This window comes from Burkholderia sp. BCC1047 (assembly GCF_902833155.1).
Taxonomy (GTDB): domain Bacteria; phylum Pseudomonadota; class Gammaproteobacteria; order Burkholderiales; family Burkholderiaceae; genus Burkholderia; species Burkholderia sola.
The window spans coordinates 139,550-158,103 of the sequence record NZ_CADFEH010000015.1 but is presented as its reverse complement, the minus strand read 5'-3'; the positions used below and the strand labels follow the sequence as shown (position 1 = coordinate 158,103).

Annotated in this window: 16 protein-coding genes; 5 read left to right on the top strand and 11 right to left on the bottom strand. The window is 66.5% G+C overall.

Going from position 1 to position 18,554, the window contains the following annotated elements; all coding sequences use genetic code 11:
• Positions 1-42 precede the first annotated feature (42 nt).
• The 11 genes from ltrA to HWX55_RS17625 form a co-directional block, all read right to left on the bottom strand.
• Positions 43-1,290, bottom strand: a complete 1,248-nt coding sequence (ltrA, locus tag HWX55_RS17675) for a group II intron reverse transcriptase/maturase (RefSeq protein WP_244140593.1) — start codon at positions 1,288-1,290, stop codon at positions 43-45.
• A gap of 1,104 nt (positions 1,291-2,394) precedes the next feature.
• A complete protein-coding gene (locus tag HWX55_RS17670; protein ID WP_175976646.1) occupies positions 2,395-3,540 on the bottom strand; it encodes a TraB/GumN family protein in 1,146 nt (381 codons plus the stop codon).
• A complete protein-coding gene (locus HWX55_RS17665; RefSeq protein WP_175976645.1) occupies positions 3,533-4,546 on the bottom strand; it encodes a peptide ABC transporter ATP-binding protein in 1,014 nt (337 codons plus the stop codon). Before HWX55_RS17665 ends, HWX55_RS17670 begins: the two co-directional genes overlap by 8 nt.
• Positions 4,543-5,541, bottom strand: a complete 999-nt coding sequence (locus tag HWX55_RS17660) for an ABC transporter ATP-binding protein (RefSeq protein ID WP_175976644.1) — start codon at positions 5,539-5,541, stop codon at positions 4,543-4,545. Before HWX55_RS17660 ends, HWX55_RS17665 begins: the two co-directional genes overlap by 4 nt.
• Position 5,542: 1 nt before the next feature.
• Complete coding sequence (locus tag HWX55_RS17655) at positions 5,543-6,460, bottom strand: ABC transporter permease subunit (protein WP_175976643.1); 918 nt, start codon at positions 6,458-6,460, stop codon at positions 5,543-5,545.
• Between the two features lie 4 nt (positions 6,461-6,464).
• Positions 6,465-7,475: an ABC transporter permease subunit gene (locus tag HWX55_RS17650; RefSeq protein ID WP_175976642.1), complete on the bottom strand. Its 1,011-nt coding sequence runs from the start codon at positions 7,473-7,475 to the stop codon at positions 6,465-6,467.
• Positions 7,476-7,593: 118 nt separating this feature from the next.
• Entirely contained in the window at positions 7,594-9,222 is a 1,629-nt protein-coding gene (locus tag HWX55_RS17645; RefSeq protein WP_175976641.1) for an ABC transporter substrate-binding protein, read from the bottom strand.
• A 320-nt stretch (positions 9,223-9,542) separates the two neighbouring features.
• Positions 9,543-10,850, bottom strand: coding sequence for an MFS transporter (locus HWX55_RS17640; protein ID WP_175976640.1), 1,308 nt, complete (start codon positions 10,848-10,850; stop codon positions 9,543-9,545).
• Between the two features lie 190 nt (positions 10,851-11,040).
• On the bottom strand, positions 11,041-11,352 hold the full coding sequence (locus HWX55_RS17635; protein ID WP_021163765.1) for a high-potential iron-sulfur protein: 312 nt from the start codon (positions 11,350-11,352) through the stop codon (positions 11,041-11,043).
• A gap of 168 nt (positions 11,353-11,520) precedes the next feature.
• Positions 11,521-12,636: an NAD(P)/FAD-dependent oxidoreductase gene (locus tag HWX55_RS17630; protein WP_175976639.1), complete on the bottom strand. Its 1,116-nt coding sequence runs from the start codon at positions 12,634-12,636 to the stop codon at positions 11,521-11,523.
• A 191-nt stretch (positions 12,637-12,827) separates the two neighbouring features.
• Positions 12,828-13,808 carry an AAA family ATPase gene (locus HWX55_RS17625; RefSeq protein WP_069620983.1) on the bottom strand — a complete coding sequence of 327 codons (981 nt, stop codon included), beginning with the start codon at positions 13,806-13,808 and terminating at the stop codon, positions 12,828-12,830.
• Between the two features lie 253 nt (positions 13,809-14,061).
• On the opposite strand from HWX55_RS17625, the gene HWX55_RS17620 reads away from it, so the two are divergent.
• From HWX55_RS17620 to rqpS, 5 genes are all read left to right on the top strand, one after another.
• On the top strand, positions 14,062-14,790 hold the full coding sequence (locus tag HWX55_RS17620; RefSeq protein WP_050014339.1) for a nitroreductase: 729 nt from the start codon (positions 14,062-14,064) through the stop codon (positions 14,788-14,790).
• Between the two features lie 146 nt (positions 14,791-14,936).
• Positions 14,937-15,425, top strand: a complete 489-nt coding sequence (locus HWX55_RS17615) for a hypothetical protein (protein WP_175976638.1) — start codon at positions 14,937-14,939, stop codon at positions 15,423-15,425.
• A gap of 5 nt (positions 15,426-15,430) precedes the next feature.
• Complete coding sequence (locus HWX55_RS17610; protein ID WP_175976637.1) at positions 15,431-16,246, top strand: endonuclease/exonuclease/phosphatase family protein; 816 nt, start codon at positions 15,431-15,433, stop codon at positions 16,244-16,246.
• A gap of 306 nt (positions 16,247-16,552) precedes the next feature.
• Positions 16,553-17,323: a ferredoxin--NADP reductase gene (locus tag HWX55_RS17605; RefSeq protein WP_050014236.1), complete on the top strand. Its 771-nt coding sequence runs from the start codon at positions 16,553-16,555 to the stop codon at positions 17,321-17,323.
• 415 nt (positions 17,324-17,738) lie between these two features.
• Positions 17,739-18,554 carry a quorum system sensor histidine kinase RqpS gene (gene rqpS, locus HWX55_RS17600; RefSeq protein WP_175976636.1) on the top strand — a complete coding sequence of 272 codons (816 nt, stop codon included), beginning with the start codon at positions 17,739-17,741 and terminating at the stop codon, positions 18,552-18,554.

Genomic DNA, 18,554 nt, shown 5'->3' with positions numbered 1-18,554 from the left:
GCCCTCTCACACCACCGTACGTGCGGGTCCGCATACGGCGGTTCAGTTAATGCTCTGGAGGCGATCCACCGTGCGGCGGATCGAGATCAGTCCCCGTGCATCGAAGTAGGCATTAGGTAACGCCTGCTTCAGATGGTGAGATCCGGCGTTCCACCAAGGCCCTCGGCCGTTCACGCTCGATTTCCATGCCCGCTCCGGATGTAGGCCCAGTGCGATCATGTTGCGTTCTCGGGTTCGGGGACGCTTCCACTGCCGCCAGATCAGGCAGCGCAAGCGCCTTCGCAACCATCCGTCCAGCCCCTCCAGCCGCTTGTGCTGCTGACTGAGCCGGAAGTAGTTTGCCCAGCCCCGTAGTACCGGGTTGAGCTTCTGGATCGTCTGCTCAAGGGACCAGCTTCTCCCCTTCACCGTCAGTTCCCGCACCCGCGTCACCAATCGCTTGATGCTCTCCGGTGCGATCCGGATATGCGCTTGACCCAGTCTCACCGCCACCCGGTATCCCAGGAATTTCCGCGTGCTCGGCCGGGCCACCGCACTCTTGGTTTCGTTCACGCGCAGTTTCAAGACCTTCTCGAGATAGGCCCTGATTCCCGCCATGACGCGCTGTCCTGCTTGTTTGCTGCCCACGTAGATGTTGCAGTCGTCAGCGTATCGGCAGAACGCCAGCCCTCGGCTCTCCAGCCTCCGATCCAGGTCACTTAGCAATATATTCGACAGAAGCGGGGACAGCGGGCCGCCTTGCGGCGTGCCCTCCGTTCTCGCCTGCGTCACGCCGGCCGCCATCATCCCCGCTTCGAGGAAGCGACGAATCAGCTTCAGCGTCACCTTGTCTTGTACATGCCGCGCGACCCGGGCCATCAGCACGTCGTGATTGACCCGATCGAAGAACTTCTCCAGATCGATGTCGACCACCCAATGCCGACCACCCTGGACATAAGCTTGCGCCTGACGCACCGCGTCCAGCGCACTCTTGCCCGGTCGAAATCCGTAACTACTCGCCGAGAACGTCGGCTCCAAGATCGGTTGCAATACTTGGTGCAGCGCTTGCTGAATCAGTCGATCCACCACGGTCGGTACGCCCAGCGTCCTCACCCCGCCTTGCGGCTTCGGTATGTCCACCCGGCGTATCGCTCGCGGTATGTACGTCCCTTCCAGCAGCGCTTGCTTCACACTCGGCCAGTGCATCTTTAGCCAGTCGCCAAGACCTTCCACGCTCAGCCCGTCTACTCCGGCCGAACCCTCGTTTCTCAGCACCCGACGGTATGCCCGCCTCATGTTGTCGCGTTCCACGACGCGCTCCATCAGCGCGTCGCCCTCCGATTTCGTTCGCCCGTATGTCGCCGTACCCGTCTGCGCACCTCGCGCGCAGCCCTGTGGCTTCCGGCCACCCCTCGCGTGCTCGGCCGCTGTCTCCAGCGCTTCTGCTTCCATAACAGGCTTCGAGATCATCCGTCCTACTCTCGGCATTCACTGTTCGGGCCTTCGGTCCCGGTACTCTTCGGCTCTCCGCCTTCGCCTTGACCTACTATGCCCTCTGCTGACTTCTGCTTCCGCATCCCGCCGCCTCTCGACCACGGTAGCTGACCGTACCGCGCCAGCACAGAAACAGATCTCCCCGGGTATTGCGCACCCACCTTCACGCTCATGCCTGTCGGATATACGTAGCAACGTCGGTGCAAGTTTCGGGCTTCGGTGAATTGGGACACCTTACCCAGTCGCTACGCCTCGTATCCGCTTCCTGTTCGTCAGGCCAGCGCTTTGCCCTCCAGCTTCCTTCAGACTCCCAGTCACCCGGGAAACCCTTGCCTTCGGCTAACTCTTCCCCTTGCCGGGCGAGTAGAGGACTTTCACCTCCAAGTAAGTGCGCCCTGCCGGGCGCACCCAAAGAAAAAAGCGCCCTCGTGGCGCTTTTACGTTGATGCAATCGCTGCGGCTTCGCCGTCTGTCGATTCATCCCCCGAAACCGTCTTTCGACGGTGACCGGAAAATATTCCGGATTAAAAAACGTCCGCCGCCGCCCGATCACTGCCTTCCCCGGTCAGACGACGGAACGTCGCTTATGTGCAAGTCGACCTGCATGCCTATGTTGTTCAACGACGATTGGCCCCGCCGTGCATGCAGACTCTCCGCGGCCGGCACGTGCTTCACGTGCCGGCGACGCTCACCCCGCGCTTTATTTCTGCTACCCCGTAGAACTTATCTATTCTTTTCATTTTTTCAACTTGTGGGATGAAGAATAGATATCGGCCGATCGGGATGTCAATCGTTTTAAACGCTATTTTCCGATGATTCGAGGGTTTTCCTTATCGACCAACGCCCCGCGCGCAAGCGCCTCGCGCGCGGCGCGCGACGTCGATCAAACAGGGGAAGATCGGTGCGGACTGCCGGGCGCGATCAGTTCGCGTCGACCCGGTATCCTTGCTGGCGCAACAATTCGAGCACGCCGCGCGAGCCGCCCAGATGCAGCGCGCCGATCGCGACGAACAACGGCCGGTTCGGCGCGGCGATTGCCGTCATCCGTGCAACGAAGCGCCGGTTGCGTTCGTACACGATCTTGTTGTCGAGCGACGCCGACAACGCTTTCGAACGCGCGAGCCGCTCGCTCTTCGCGACGGCCCACGCGGCGATCGCATCGGCGTCGCCAATTCGCCACAGTCGATGCAGCGCCTTGATGTCGTCGGCGTTCTGCGCGGGCGTCTGCACCATGTCCTGCGCGAGCATCTCGCGCTGCTCGGCGAGCGTCAGCCCGGTGAATGCGCGCATCTGTTCGGCGAGCGTCTCGAGCCCGATCACGCGGCCGCCCTTGCGCTTGAGGAACACGTTCTGCAGTTGCGCCTCGGTGCCGTATTCGGTCTGCAGGCCGGCCGACAGCGAATCGTAGGTCTCGACGACGAGCGCCGCGAGCCACGGCCGCATCTTGCGGATCTCGGCGAGCGCGGCCGGGTTGCCGCGCAGGCGCGCCGCGAGCCGCTGCCACAGCGGCTCGGGCAGCAGGCGCTGCAGGCACGGGTAGCGGCACACGCCATACTTCGACACGTCGTCCTGCGATTCGAGCAGATCGTCGGGCGACAGCTCGAGCGCGAGCGTCGGCGACGCGGCGAGCGCCGCGAGGATCTGCGGCCGGAACGGCTGCGCGCTCGGGTAATCGGACGGGTCGCCCGTGTGCAGCGTGCCGAGCACGTAGAGCGTGACCTTGCCGCGGGTCGCGACGTAGAACGGCATGCGCGCCGGCTGCACGCGCACGGTGCCGCGCGACACCGTGCCGTCGGACACGGCCGGCGCATGGAAGCCCGGCAGGCTCATGCCGGGCCGCGGCACCTGCGACGGATGAATCGGCGAAGTGGCCGGCGCACGCCCTTCGGCGCGCGCCGGTTCGACGGGGACCACGACGCTGGCCGCCACGCACGCGCCGGCCAGCGCCGCGCCCGTGACGGTACGCACGCTCCAGCGCCGCGCATCGCGGTACGCACGCATCGCGCGCGCGCCGCCTGCTCCCGCACGGCGCACGCCGGACACGCGCGCCGCCAACGCTTCAGGCATTCTCCTCCCCGACCTCCTCGGCGCGATGGCAGGCCACGCGCCGGCCGTCGACTTCGCGCAATGGCGGCTCCTCGACGCGGCACCGCTCGATCGCGTACGGGCAGCGCTGGTGAAACGAGCAGCCCGACGGCGGATTGAGCGGCGACGGCAACTCGCCCTGCAGCTTGATCTGCACGCGGCGATCTTCCTCGAAGATCGCCGGCGTCGCCGACATCAGCGCCCGCGTGTACGGGTGACGCGGCCGTGCGTAGATCGTCGCCTTGTCGCCGAGCTCGGCGACGCTGCCGAAGTACATCACCATCACGTCGTCCGCGACGTGCTCGACCACCGACAGGTTGTGCGAGATGAACACGTAGCTCGTCTTGAACTGCTCTTGCAGATCCATGAACAGGTTCAGGATCTGCGCCTGGATCGACACGTCGAGCGCGGACACCGGCTCGTCGGCGACGACGATGCGCGGATCGAGGATCATCGCGCGCGCGATCGCGACCCGCTGGCGCTGGCCGCCCGAGAACATGTGCGGATAGCGTTTCGCGTGCTCGGGCCGCAGGCCGACCGTGCGCATGATCTGCGCGATGCGCGCGGCGCGCTCGGCGGCCGTCAGGTTCGCGTTGATCTCGAGCGGCTCCGCGAGCGTCTGCTCGACGGTCTTGCGCGGGTTCAGCGACGCGAACGGGTTCTGGAACACCATCTGCACGCGGCGGCGCAGGTCGGCGACCGTCTCGCGGTTCGCGCCGGCAACGTTCTTGCCGTCGATCACGAGGCTGCCGGCGGTGGGCGTCTCGATCATCGTCAGCTGGCGCGCGAGCGTCGACTTCCCGCAGCCCGACTCGCCGACGACGGCGAGCGTCTTGCCGCGTTTCAGCGAGAACGACACGCCGTTCAGCGCCTTCACCGTGCCCTGCCCGAACATCCCGCGTTTCACCGAATAGTGTTTCGCGAGGCCGTCGGCCACCAGGACGTCCTCGTCCTGCGACGCGTGGCGCGTATCTTGGACTGCATTCATCGTGCGCCTCCCGTCAGGTCGAGGTTGGAAACATTGAGCGGCTTGATGCAGCGTGCGCGCATCGCATCGTTGCCCGACACCAGCGCGTCGAGCGCCGGCCGCGCCTTGCGGCAATCGTCGACGACGTACTTGCAGCGCGGCGCGAACAGGCACCCGGACGGGCGATCATCGCGGCCCGGCACCATGCCCGGCAATGCGGCAAGGCGACGCGCCCCCTGATTGTGCTCGGGAATCGCCGCGAGCAGCGCTTCGGTGTACGGATGATGCGGCGCGCGGAAGATGTCGGGCACGCGGTTGGTCTCGATGATCTCGCCCGCGTACATCACCGCGACGCGATGCGCGACTTCCGACACCACGGCCAGATCGTGCGAGATCAGCACGAGCGCCATCCCGCGTTCCTTCTGCAGCTTCACGAGCAGATCCATGATCTGCGCCTGGATCGTCACGTCGAGCGCGGTGGTCGGCTCGTCGGCGATCAGCAGCTTCGGGTTGCACGCGACGGCCATCGCGATCATCACGCGCTGGTTCATCCCGCCCGACATCTGGTGCGGGAACGACGCAATGCGGTTCTTCGCATCGGGAATGCCGACCTGGTCGAGCAGCTCCAGCGCGCGCCGGTGCAGCACGTCGCCGCGCAGCCCTTCGTGCAGCTTCAGCACTTCCTTGATCTGGTAGCCGACCGTGTAGCTCGGGTTCAGGCTCGTCAGCGCGTCCTGGAACACCATCGCGATGTCCTTGCCGACGATCTTGCGGCGCGCCTTCGGCGATGCCTTCAGCAGATCGACACCGTTGAACGTGACCTCGTCGGCCGTCACCTTGCCGGGCGCGTCGATCAGGCCCATCAGCGCCATCATCGTCACGCTCTTGCCCGAGCCCGATTCGCCGACGACGCCCACCACCTCGCCCGGCGCGACCGACAGGTTGATCCGGTCGACCGCGGGCAGGCCGTTGAAGTTCACCGCGAGATTGCGGATAGTCAGAAGATTCTGGGTCATGTCACGCCATCCGCTTCAGTTTGGGATCGAGCGCGTCGCGCAACCCGTCGCCGAGCAGGTTGATCGCGAGCACCGAAATCAGGATCGACAGGCCGGGCATCGTCACGATCCACCACGCGTTGTCGATGTAGTCGCGTGCGGACGCGAGCATCGCGCCCCACTCGGCGGTCGGCGGTTGCACGCCGAGGCCGAGGAAGCCGAGCGCGGCCGCATCGAGGATCGCCGACGAGAAACCGAGCGTCGCCTGCACGATCAGCGGCGCCGTGCAGTTCGGCAGCACCTGCGAGAACATCAGGCGCAGCGTGCCGGCGCCGGCCACACGCGACGCGGTCACGTATTCCTTCTGCAGCTCGCCGAGTGCCGACGCGCGCGTGAGACGCACGTAGGCCGGCAGCGCGACGATCGCGATCGCGAACATCGTGTTGGTGAGGCCCGGGCCGATGATCGCGACGACCGCGACCGCGAGCAGCAGCGACGGCAGCGCGAGCAGCACGTCCATGATGCGCATCACCGGCGTGTCGGCCCACTTCTGGAAGAACGCGGCGACGAGCCCGAGCACGATGCCGGGAATCAGCGCGAGCACGACCGACACGAAGCCGATCCAGAACGACATCCGCGCGCCGAACATCAGCCGCGAAAGGATGTCGCGGCCCGCTTCGTCGGTGCCGAGGATGAATTGCCAGTTGCCGCCGGCGAGCCACGCGGGCGGAATCTTCACGTAGTCGCGGTATTGCTCGACCGGGCTGTGCGGCGCGATCAGCGGCGCGAGCAAGGCGACGACGATCAGCACGATCACGACGATGCCCGCGCCGACGGCGCCGCGGTTGCGCGAGAAGTTGGCCCAGAACTCGCGCAGCGCGAGCGCACGGCCGCCGGCCGGCGCGGATTCGGTCGGCAGGGTATTTTGCAGATTGCTCATGGAATTACCTCGTGTGGCGGATGCGCGGATTCAGCACGCCGTACAACAGGTCGACGACCAGGTTCACGACGATCACGAGCGTCGCGATCAGCAGGATGCCGCCCTGGACGACCGGATAGTCGCGGCGGCCGATCGCATCGATCAGCCACTTGCCGACGCCGGGCCACGAAAAGAGCGTCTCGGTCAGCACGGCGCCAGCAAGCAGCGTGCCGATCTGCAGGCCGATCACGGTGACGACCGGAATCAGCGCATTGCGCAGCGCATGCACGACGACCACGCGCACGGGCGACAGCCCCTTCGCGCGGGCGGTGCGGATGTAGTCCTCGCGCAGCACTTCGAGCATCGACGAGCGCGTCATCCGCGCGATCACCGCGAGCGGAATCGTGCCGAGCACGATCGCGGGCAGGATCAGGTGGCTCACCGCCGACTTGAACGCGCCTTCGTCCGGCGCGAGCAGCGCGTCGATCAGCATGAAGCCGGTCGGGTGCGGGAAATCGTATTCGACCGCGATGCGCCCCGACACGGGCGTCCAGCCAAGATACGACGAGAACACCATGATGAGGATCAGCCCCCACCAGAAGATCGGCATCGAATAGCCGGTGAGCGCGGTGCCCATCACGCCGTGGTCGACGACCGAGCCGCGCCGCAGCGCGGCGATCACGCCGGCCGGCAGCCCGACCGCGAGCGCGAACACGAGCGCACACAGCGACAACTCGACGGTCGCCGGGAAGCGCGCGAAGAACTCGCCCGCGACGCTCGTGTTGGTGATGATCGACATGCCGAGGTCGCCATGCAGCGCCCGGCCGATGTAGTGGATGTACTGCAGGGGCAGCGGCTGGTCGAGCCCGAGGCGTTTCATCGCCTCTGCGTGCATCGCGGGATCGACGCCGCGCTCGCCCATCATCACTTCGATGGGGTCGCCCGGTATCAGGTGAATCAGCGCAAACGCCAGGATGGTGATGCCGATGAAAGTCGGGATCACCATCCCCACGCGGCGCAACACGAATCTGAACATGATGCGTCTCGTATTTTCTTGTGGGAAATGTGCGACCGGCGACGAGGGGCTTTTGGCCCCTCGCCGCCGGATGATTTCAAGCCGGTTTTCTCAATGACGACAGCTTACGCCAGCCCGGTTACTTCACGCTGACACCGTCGAAACGCGCATAGCCGAGCGGTTCGATGCGCATGTCGACCACGTTCTTGCGCACCGGCTGGTAGACGGTCGAGTTCGCGATCGGCGAGAACGGCAGCTGTTGCGCGAAGATCTGCTGCGCCTGCGTGTAGAGCTTCGTGCGCGCGTCCTGGCCCGTCGTCGTGCGGCCCTTCTGCACCAGTTCGTCGAACGGCTTGTAGCACCAGTGCGAGAAGTTGTTGCCCTTGATCGCCTCGCAGCCGAGCAGCGTGCCGAGCCAGTTGTCGGGGTCGCCGTTGTCGCCCGTCCAGCCGATCAGCATCGTGTCCTGCTCGCCCGAGTGCGCGCGCTTGATGTACTCGCCCCATTCATACGTGACGATCTTCGCCTTCACGCCGATCTTCGCCCAGTCGGCCTGGATCATCTCGGCCATCAGGCGGGCGTTCGGGTTGTACGCGCGCTGCACCGGCATCGCCCACAGCGTGATCTCGAAACCGTTCGGGAAGCCTGCCTTCGCGAGCAGCGCCTTCGCCTTCGCGGTGTCGTAGGCCGGCATCTTCAGGTTCTTGTCGTACGACCATTGGGTCGGCGGCATCGGCGCGGTCGCGGCCTGGCCGGCGCCCTGGTAGACGGACTCGAGGATCGCCTTCTTGTTGATCGCCATGTCGAGCGCCTGACGCACCTCGAGCTTGTCGACCGGCTTGTGCTCGACGTTGTACGCGAGGTAGCCGAGGTTGAAGCCGGCCTGCGACGGCATGTCGACGTTCGAATCGGCCTTCAGCGTCGCGATGTCGGCCGGGCGCGGATAGCTCATCACCTGGCATTCGTTGCGCTTGAGCTTCTGCACGCGCACGCCCGGATCCGGCGTGATCGAGAAGATCAGCTTCGACAGCTTCACTTCGCCCTTCTTCCAGTAATCAGGATTGCCGTCGAAGCGGATCGTCGCATCCTTCGTATAGCTGCGGAAGATGAACGGGCCCGTGCCGACCGGCTTTTGGTTGATGTCGGCGGCCTTGCCGGCCTTCATCAGCTGGTCGCCGTATTCGGCCGACAGGATCGACGCGAATTCCATCGCCATGTTCTGGATGAACGGCGCGTTCGGCTCGGCCAGCGTGAACTTCACGGTGTACGGATCGACCTTCTCGATCTTCGTGATCAGCTTGTCGAGGCCCATGTCGGTGAAGTACGGGAACGACACCGGGTACGCCTTGCGGAACGCATTGTTCGGGTCGAGCATGCGCTGGAACGAGAACAGCACGTCGTCCGCGTTGAATTCACGCGTCGGCTTGAAGAAGTCGGTCGTGTGGAACTTCACGCCGTGACGCAGGTGGAACGTGTACACCTTGCCGTCGGACGACACGTCCCACTTCTCGGCGAGGCCGGGCTCGACCTTCGTGCCGCCGCGCTCGAATTCGACGAGGCGGTTGTAGACGGTGAACGTGGCGGCGGTGAAATCGACGCCGGTCGTAAATTGCGCGGAATCGAAACCCGCCGGGCTGCCTTCTGAGCAGTAGACGAGCGTTTTGTTCGGGATCTGTGCGAATGCAGAGCCCGCGACGCCGAGCGATGCCGCTGCCACGCCTGCCATGGCGGTAACACGCAGGGTGTGCAACAGACGGTTGTATTCCATGTTTCCTCCAGGTCTCCAGATCGGAACCGGTCCCGCCAGGGTCCGGCGTACGCGGATATTACTTGAGCTAACGATGCGGCAACAAGCTGGAGAAAAAACTCTTCTAGATGCCCGCCGGGTTTTTGCCGATTTTTAGTGGGGGTAAAAAATGCAACAACGCGCGCGAGCGACAATTTCGTTCATTTCGCGGCTTGTTTCGTTCGACGACTAAACAATTCGGGTGCGAACACGAAGGGGCGACGCACCGTTTCCCCGCGTTCTGCAGCACATCATTGCGTTTTATGAAACGATGCGATGACCGTCGTCAAATCGTCCTGTCGTCACGCGGGCGCATCGAGGTCGGCGTTGCGCGCGGGCACGAACGCGACCGCGACGATCGACAGCGCGATGCCCGCCATCACGTAGTAGGTCGGCGCGAGCGGCGTGCCGGTCACCTTGATCAGCCACGTGACGATGAACTGGCCGAAGCCGCCGAACAGCATCACCGCGACGTTGTACGCGATCGACAGCCCGGTCGAGCGCACGTTGGCCGGGAACAGCTCGGCGATCATCGCGCCGAACGGCCCGTAGTAGCCCGCGAGCGTCACCGACAGCACGGCCTGCACCGCGATCAGCCGCCCAATGCTCGGCGCCGCGTCGAGCCACGCGAACAGCGGATACATCAGCGCGAGCGTCAGCGCCAGCGACCACAGCGACAGCCCCTTGCGGCCGATGCGGTCCGACCACGCGCCGGCGATCGGCGACAGCACCATCAGCAGCAGGTTGCCGGCGATCACCGCGTAGAACGATTCCGCATAGGGCAGCTTCAGCTGTTTCACCGCGAAAGTCGGCAGATAGCTGATCAGCACGTAGATCGTCACGGTGAGCGCGATCACCGAGCCGAGCCCGCACAGCACCTCGCGCGGGTGGCGCGTGAACACTTCGCCGAGCGTCGCGCGGCGCGCGCTCTGCTGCGCATGCAGGAATGCTTCGGAATCCGCGAGATGACGGCGGATGTAGAAACCGATCGGGCCGATCACGAGCCCGAGGACGAACGGCACGCGCCAGCCCCAGCTGCGCAGCGCGTCGTGCGACAGCCCGCGCGTGACGGCCGCGCCGACGAGCGCGCCGATCAGCAGCGCGCCCGCCTGGCTCGCCATCTGCCAACTGCCGTAGAAACCGCGTTTCGAGAACGGCGCCGCTTCGATCAGCAGCGCCGTCGCGCTGCCGAATTCGCCGCCCGCGGAAAAGCCCTGCAGCAGGCGGCCGAGCACGATCAGCAGCGGGCCGCCGATGCCGATCGCCGCATAGGGCGGCGCGATCGCGAGCAGGAAGATGCCGGCCGTCATCAGCAGGATCACCAGCGACAGCGCGGCCTTGCGGCCCGCACGGTCCGCGTACAGCCCGAACACGATGCCGCCGATCGGGCGCATGAAGAATGCGACGCCGAACGTCGCGGTGGTGAGCAGCAGCGACGAGTATTCGCTCGAGGTGGGGAAGAACAGCTCGGCGATCACGACCGTCATGAAGCCGAACACCGTGAAGTCGTACCACTCGAGCGCATTGCCGATCACGGCGGCCACGACGGCGCGCCGGTTCAGCGCACGCTCGGGCCGGGTCAATTTCGTTGAATTCGCAATCGTCGCCATGCGTGCCTCGTCCTCATGAATTCGCCGTGTCGGGCGGTTCGGCGCGCGGGATGCCGCGGCGCGCTGGTGTGCAGCGAGTGTAGAAAGCGACGGAACCGTTTTCAAGCAATAAAAAACGCCCGCCATCGAACGACAGCGAGCGTGTTGCGGTTTTCGCCGCATTGCGGCATCGCTCGATGCCGCACGGGCCTCAACCCATCTTCGAGAACGCGCTGCACCAGCCTTTCGCCGACACCTGCTTGCCGGGGAACGCGCCGCACGGGCCCGACGCCGAGCCCTTCTTGCCCTGATACAGCATGCAGGCCGCGCAATCCTGGCCCGCCGCGTATTTCGGGTACTTCGTCTTGTCGACCTTCGTGGCATCGGCCTTGTAGCCGAGCGCCACCGCGGTCGGATCGGTTTCCGACAGCATCGGCGCATCGGCCAGCGCTTCGCGCGACAGCGCCAGCGCGGACACGGCGCCGATGCTCGTAATCAGGAAACTCCGACGGGATGTTTTCATGGGGGACTCGCTCCAACGTTATCGGTTTGAAAGCCGTTCTGGCGACGGCGTCCAACAGAATAACCGCCAAGCGAATAAATGTGCGCGCCGAAATGCCGGAGATAAGGGATTTCACACGGGCTTCACACGGGCTTCCCGCAGCCGGCCCGCGCGGAGGCGGACCGTGCGTCACGCGCGCGACACCGACACCATGTCGCCGACGCGCTGCGCGAGCGCGAGCGACGCGGTGAGCCCCGGCGACTCGATGCCGAACAGGTTTACGAGCCCGCGCACGCCGTGTTGAGCGGCGCCCTGCACGATGAAGTCGGCCGGCGGCTCGCCGGGCCCGGCGACCTTCGGCCGGATGCCCGCGTACGCCGGCTGCAGCGCATCGTCGGGCAGGCCGGGCCAGAATGCGCGGATCGACGCGTAGAACGCACCCGCGCGCGCCGGATCGACTTCGTAGCGCAGCGCATCGCACCACTCGACGTCCGGGCCGAAGCGCGCCTGCCCGCCGAGATCGAACGTCAGGTGCACGCCGAGCCCCGCGCGATCGGGCATCGGGTAGATCAGGTGCGAGAACGGCGCACGGCCCGACAGGCTGAAATAATTGCCGCGCGCGAGATAGAGCGGCGGCACCCAGCGCGGATCGAGGCCGCGCGTGCGGTGCGCGAGCACCTGCGCGCCGAGCCCCGCGCTGTTGATCACGCAGGACGCGTCGATCTCGGTCGGCGCGGCGCCGCCGGTGCGCACGATGAAGCGCCCGCCGCGCAGCACGTCGATCGACTCGACCGGAGATTGCAGCGCGCACACGGCGCCGTCGCGCTCCGCATCGCCGAGCAGCGCGAGCATCAGCTGGTGGCTGTCGACGATGCCGGTCGACGGCGAGAACAGCGCCTCCACGCATTCGAGCGCGGGCTCGAGCGTCTGCGCCTCGGCGCGCGTGAGCGGCAGCAGGTCGAGCACGCCGTTTTCGGCCGCGCGCGCGCCGATCGCCTTCAACTGCTTCACCTGCGCGGCGCTCGTCGCGACGATCAGCTTGCCCGTGCGCCGGTGCGGCACGTGATGCGTGTCGCAGAATTCGTACAGCAGGTCGCGCCCGTGCACGCACGACGTCGCCTTCAGCGACCCGCGCGGATAGTAGAGCCCCGCGTGAATCACCTCGCTGTTGCGCGAACTCGTGCCCGTGCCGATCGCGTCGGCCGCCTCGAGCACGATCGTTTCACGCCCGCGCGCGGCCAGCTCGCGCGCAATCGCCAGACCGACGACACCCGCGCCGATCACGACACAATCCGTCTGCTCCATGGCTTTTCGCGCTGCTCGCGCGTCGAAGGGAGAGAAGAGAATTGTACGTCCCGGTTCGCCCGCTTGCCGAACACGTGCGCATCGCGTCGCGACGATACGGATGGTGGTGTGGACAACGATGTGGCCGGGCGCACAACGCACACCCCGCGCACACCCCGCGCGCCCACCGCAGCCGGGCGCGCGGGGCGGCGTCAGAAGCCGATCGGCCGGCGCTTCGCCGCGCCTTCGTCCGCGCGGATGTCGGCCGGCCCGATCGCGTCGCGGCCGTCGAGCCGCGCGGCGCCGAACGCGTGCAGCAGCGCGCGGCGCATCGTGCGCGGCGGCGTCGCGGCCAGCACGTCGAGCGCATCGTCGCCGAGCGTCTCCGGGAAGCGCCGCCCCCACGCATGCGACGTGCGGATCTCGTCGTAGATCGTCTGCGCGATCCGGCGCGCGCCGGCCGCATCGGGCGCCGCGATCTCGTACACGTTCATCCGGTTGAGCAGCGGCTCCGGAATCGCCTGCGCGTCGTTCGCGGTCGCGATCCAGATCACGTTGCCCGCGTTGATCGGCACTTCCGCGAATTCGTCGACGAACGCGCGCGCGGTGTCGTGCTCGAGCAACGCATACAGCGCGCCGAGCGGATCGTATTGCGCATCGCTGCCGGCCTTGTCGATCTCGTCGACCGCGATCACCGGGTTCGCGTAGCTGCCGTTCACGAGCGCGTCGAACACCTTGCCCGGCTTCGCGTTCTTCCATTGCGACGACGCACCCGACAGAATCCAGCCGGCCGTCAGCGAACTCATCGGCACGTAGTGGTACGCGGTGCCGAGCAACTGCGCGAGCGCCTTCGCGAAATGCGTCTTGCCGATCCCGGGCGGCCCGAGCAGCAGGATCGGCATCAGTTCGAGCCGATCCTCCGTTTCGAGGCACAGTGCGATCTGCTTGCGCACGTCGTCGAGCGGCTCGCCGAAATTCGGCAGCGCTTCGCCGAGCGCGTCGAACGACGGCATCCGGTTCGGCTTCACGCAGAAGCGCAGATTCCCCGTCTTGAGCATCCGCTCGTAGGTCGAGCGCAGCGCGTCGCTCGCGCTCTCGTTCAGGTCGCTCAGCGCCGTCTCGACCTGCTCGAGGTCGTACACCGTGCTGAAGGACGCCACCGCCAGTTCCTGTTTCACCATCGCCGTCGTCATACCCACCTCGCTGCACTTGCCGTCACACACTCATCAGACCCTTACGATTTTCAGTGTAACGATCCCGCATCGCCGTGCAAGCAAGCAGCCGGGGGAGTCTGCTGCTAACAGCGCGCGCCCGCTGCACGGCCGCGCGCCGCGGCGTATGATCGAACGTTCACGACCCTCGCGCCGGGCCCGCCGCTCGCGCCCGCGCGCCGCTCGCACACTGCCCCGCACTTCGCCTGACGCCGCGCCGCCCGAAGGTATGCCGATGCCCGTCCCCGCTGCTTCCCCGCGCGTCGATGCCGACGCGATCCGTTCCGTCGATGCCGTCGACGCCGCGCTCAAGTCGCGCCGCGCGGTCCGCGCGTTCCTGCCGACGCCGGTGCCGCGCGACACGATCGAGGCGATCCTCGAAGCCGCGAGCCGCGCGCCGTCGGGCACCAACATCCAGCCGTGGCGCGTGTACGTCGCGACGGGCGCCACGCGCGACGCGCTCGCCGCCGCGCTCACCGCCGCCTACGACGACCCCGCGCGCGACGAGAAATACGTCGCCGAATACGACTACTACCCGCGCGAATGGGTGTCGCCGTATATCGACCGGCGCCGCAAGGTCGGCTGGGACCTGTACGGCCTGTTGAACATCCGCCGCGACGAGAAGGCGCGCATGCATGCGCAGCACGCGCGCAATTTCCGTTTCTTCGATGCGCCGGTCGCGCTGTTCTTCACACTGGACCGGGTCATGACGCACGGCGCATGGCTGGACTGCGGGATGTTCCTGCAAGGCGTGATGACGGCCGCGCGCGCCCGCGGCCTCGATACGTGCCCGCAGGCGGCGTTCGTGCCGTTTCACCGGATCGTCGCCGAACACCTCGACATTCCCGCGAACGAGCAGTTCGTCTGCGGGATGTCGCTCGGCCATGCGGACCCCGATGCGATCGAGAACCGGCTCGTCACCGAGCGCGCGAGCGTCGCCGAGTTCACGCGCTTTTTCGCTTGAAAACGCATGACGCGGCCCTACCTGTCGAGCAGGACCGCATCGTGCTGCGAACCTGGCGCGGCACGTCCGGTCACATCGCGACCGAAATCGATCGGGCGTAAGATGTGCGTCCGTTCCCCGCTATCCCGCGTTTCCGGAGACGTTTCATGCTGAAACACGGCCTGGCCGTCCTGCTTGCGAGCGTCGTGCTCGCCGCCCATGCGCAGAGCCCCGCGCCGGCCGTCGTCGCATGGGAAATCCAGGTGGTGCGCGACGGTCAGACGATCGACTCGTTCCAGCAAAACACCACCGTGGGCCAGTCCCGCACCGATACCCATCGCTATCCGTCGTCCGTGCCGGTCGGCTGCGGCAATGCCGCGCGCGTCGTGCCGACCGAGCGCGCGCGCTCGGTGACGGTTGCACCGCTCGCCGTCGACGTCAGCGCGAATACCGTGTCGCTCGGGCTCGACGTCCAGGAAACGCTCGACGACGAAAACGCGACGCGTAGCGATCCGTGCGTGCCGGCGTCGCCGCGGCAAATCGTCGCGAGCCACCCCGGCCTGGCGGTCGGCGGCGACGCCTGGACCGACTGGACGCTCGTCGAGCAGCATCCGCATCTCGTGTACCGCGTACGCGCGCACGTCGCGAAGGACTGAACGTCATGTCCGCCGACGCCCTCTCCTTGCCGTTCGCCGAGCCCCACGCCGCGCCCGACGAAATCACCGCCGTCAGCTGGAACCTGCACAAAGGGCGCTCGCCGCTCGGCTTCACCGCGTGGAACGCGATGCGCGACTGGATGCAGTCGACCCACGCCGACGTGTATTTCCTGCAGGAAGCGATGGCGCGCCGCATGCCGCGCCCGATGCTCGCACCGGGCTTCGGCGCGCCGATGGACGACACGGTCGACGACGTGTGGCATTGCCAGGCCACCGAGATCGCGCAGGCGCTCGACTGGCAGATCGCGCTCGGGCCGAACGTGTTCAAGCCGTCGTGGCGGCACGGCAACGCGATCCTGTCGCCGCATCCGCTCGACCTCGGCGGCCGCTGGGACATCTCCGCGCACCGCTTCGAGCGGCGCGGGCTGCTGGTCGCGCGCGCGACGCTCGCGGGCGCGCGGCCGGTGACGCTGCTGTGCGCGCACCTCGCGCTCACGCGCGCCGCGCGACTGCGCCAGATGCACTGGATCGCGCACTGGATCGAGCGCAACGCGAGCGACGGCCCGCTGATGCTCGCCGGCGACTTCAACGACTGGCGCAACGATTCGGTCGCGCTGTTCGGCGAGATCGGGCTGTCCGAGGTCGCGACGCTGCTCGGCGAATCGGGCCGCACGTTCCCCGCGTTCTCGCCGGCGCTCGCGCTCGACAAGATGTTCGTGCGCGGCCTGACGCCGCTCGAATGGCGCGCGCCGTCCGGCGAGGCCGCGTGGCTGTCGGACCACCTGCCGTACATTGCGCGCCTGCGCCTCGATCCGCAGTAACGCGCGCGGCCGGCCGCGCCCCGGTCACGGCGCCGCCGGCGCGCGCCGCATGCGCCGCGAATCACGCGGCCGACCGCCGAAAGCAGGTTGAAAGGATATGTTGCGCCAAATCCGCGCAGCCGCGGGGGTCAAGCCCGCGATCCGCGTCGACAGGGTAAAATAACCAGTTCCTCAAACGTCTGTCATCGAGAAGGCGCGTGTCCGACGCGCCAGCCGGCCGATCCGCGATCGGGCCGTCGCACTCGGTTTTTGCCCATTTTTTGGGCCCGTTACACGCGTTCGCCACGCGCGTCCGTTTTCAAAGCCATGAGCAAATACGACACCGCCACCGTCCAATCCGTCCATCACTGGACCGACACGCTTTTCAGCTTCACCTGCACCCGTGAGGCGAGCCTGCGCTTCAACAACGGCGAATTCACGATGGTCGGCCTCGAAGTCGACGGCAAGCCGCTCGCGCGCGCCTACTCGATCGTCAGCCCGAACTACGAAGAGCATCTCGAATTCTTCAGCATCAAGGTGCAGGACGGCCCGCTGACGTCGCGCCTGCAACACCTGAAGGTGGGCGACACGGTGCTGATCGGCAAGAAGCCGACGGGCACGCTGGTCGCCGACAACCTGCTGCCGGGCAAGACGCTGTGGATGCTGTCGACGGGCACGGGCCTCGCGCCGTTCATGTCGATCATCCGCGATCCGGACATCTACGACCGCTTCGACAAGGTGATCCTGACCCACACGTGCCGCCTGAAGGGCGAGCTCGCGTACATGGACTACATCAAGCACGACCTGCCGGGCCACGAGTACCTGGGCGACATCATCAAGGAAAAGCTCGTCTACTACCCGACGGTCACGCGCGAAGCGTTCGACAACGAGGGCCGGATCACCGACCTGATCGCGACGGGCAAGCTGTTCACGGATCTCGGCGTGCCGGCGTTCTCGCCGGAAAACGACCGCGTGATGCTGTGCGGCAGCACCGCGATGCTGAAGGACACGACCGAGCTGCTGAAGCAGGCCGGCCTCGTCGAAGGCAAGAACAGCGCACCGGGTCACTACGTGATCGAGCGCGCGTTCGTGGACTGATCGATCCCCTTATTTGCGCGTCATCAAGAACCGGAGCGAAAGCTCCGGTTTTTTTTCGTCCGCACTTGGCGAATTCGTAACAAACTGGGACCATTCCATCTCAAATAGTTACATTTGGATACGTCATCCCCGGGTGCTCGGGTGTCAGTGTTTTTCCTACAACACCTTCATTCCGATTATTCACATTTACCCTTAAATGTCCGCCTGACATGACCTTTTCAGAAATTTTGAGATATTATTCGGCGCGCGTGGTTGCCGTTTGGATGAGCTTGAAAGGGTCGGATGCAAGTGTTACAAGACGTAACTTTTGTTACTTCGGCATGGGGCGATTCTCCGGCGGCGACCGTCATCGAAACGGCAGCCAGCCCACGCAGCCAGCCGGTGTCTGAACCGCTTTCTGACAGCAGGGAGAGTCATGGATACGTCGCTTAACGCGCCCTCGGGCGCCCACGCCCCGTTCCCGTCGCGGCAGCGCATGCCTGGCCGCGCTGCTACTCCGTCGACGGCCGACGCCGCGTCGAAACGCGACGCGTCCGCCGCACGGATCGCAGCACTTTCCGCCCAGCTTCTCGCCGCCGACGAAGCGGCCCGCCGCCATCTGGCCGGCGAGCTGCACGACGGGCTCGGCGCCGAATTGACCGCCGCCCGCTTCGCGCTCGCAAACGTTCAAACGTGGCTGCCGGCCGATGCGCCGGAAGGCTGCTTGCGCGCGCTGGCGCTGGCGCAGCAGGCGCTCGACGCCGCGACCGACGCGAATCGCCGGCTCATCGACGAGCGCGACACGCCGGCGCTGGACGCCGGCATGGTCGGCGCGCTGGCGTCGTGGATCGACACCCATGCGGCCCGCACGGGCCTGCGCACGAGCTTCGTGTGCGCGGCCGACGCCCGCCTGACGCAGCTCGCCGGCGCGAGCGCGCTCGCGGTGTTCCGCGTCGCGCAGGAAGCGTTGTCGAACGTCGCGAAACACGCCCGCGCGACGTCGGTCGACGTCCGGATCGCCACCGACGGCACGCACCTGTCGCTCAGTGTCGCCGACGATGGGACCGGTTTCGCCCGGCACCGCCGCAGCGGCTACGGCCTGGCCGGCATGCGCGCCCGCTGCGAGGCGTTCGGCGGCAGCTTCGAGACGGCCACGCCGGCCACCGGCCGCGGCACGCGCGTCACCGCACGCTTCGCGTGGGATTCGCTGCTCGCGGTGCCGGTCGCGGCACGCCGCACGTCGCTTTCGTGA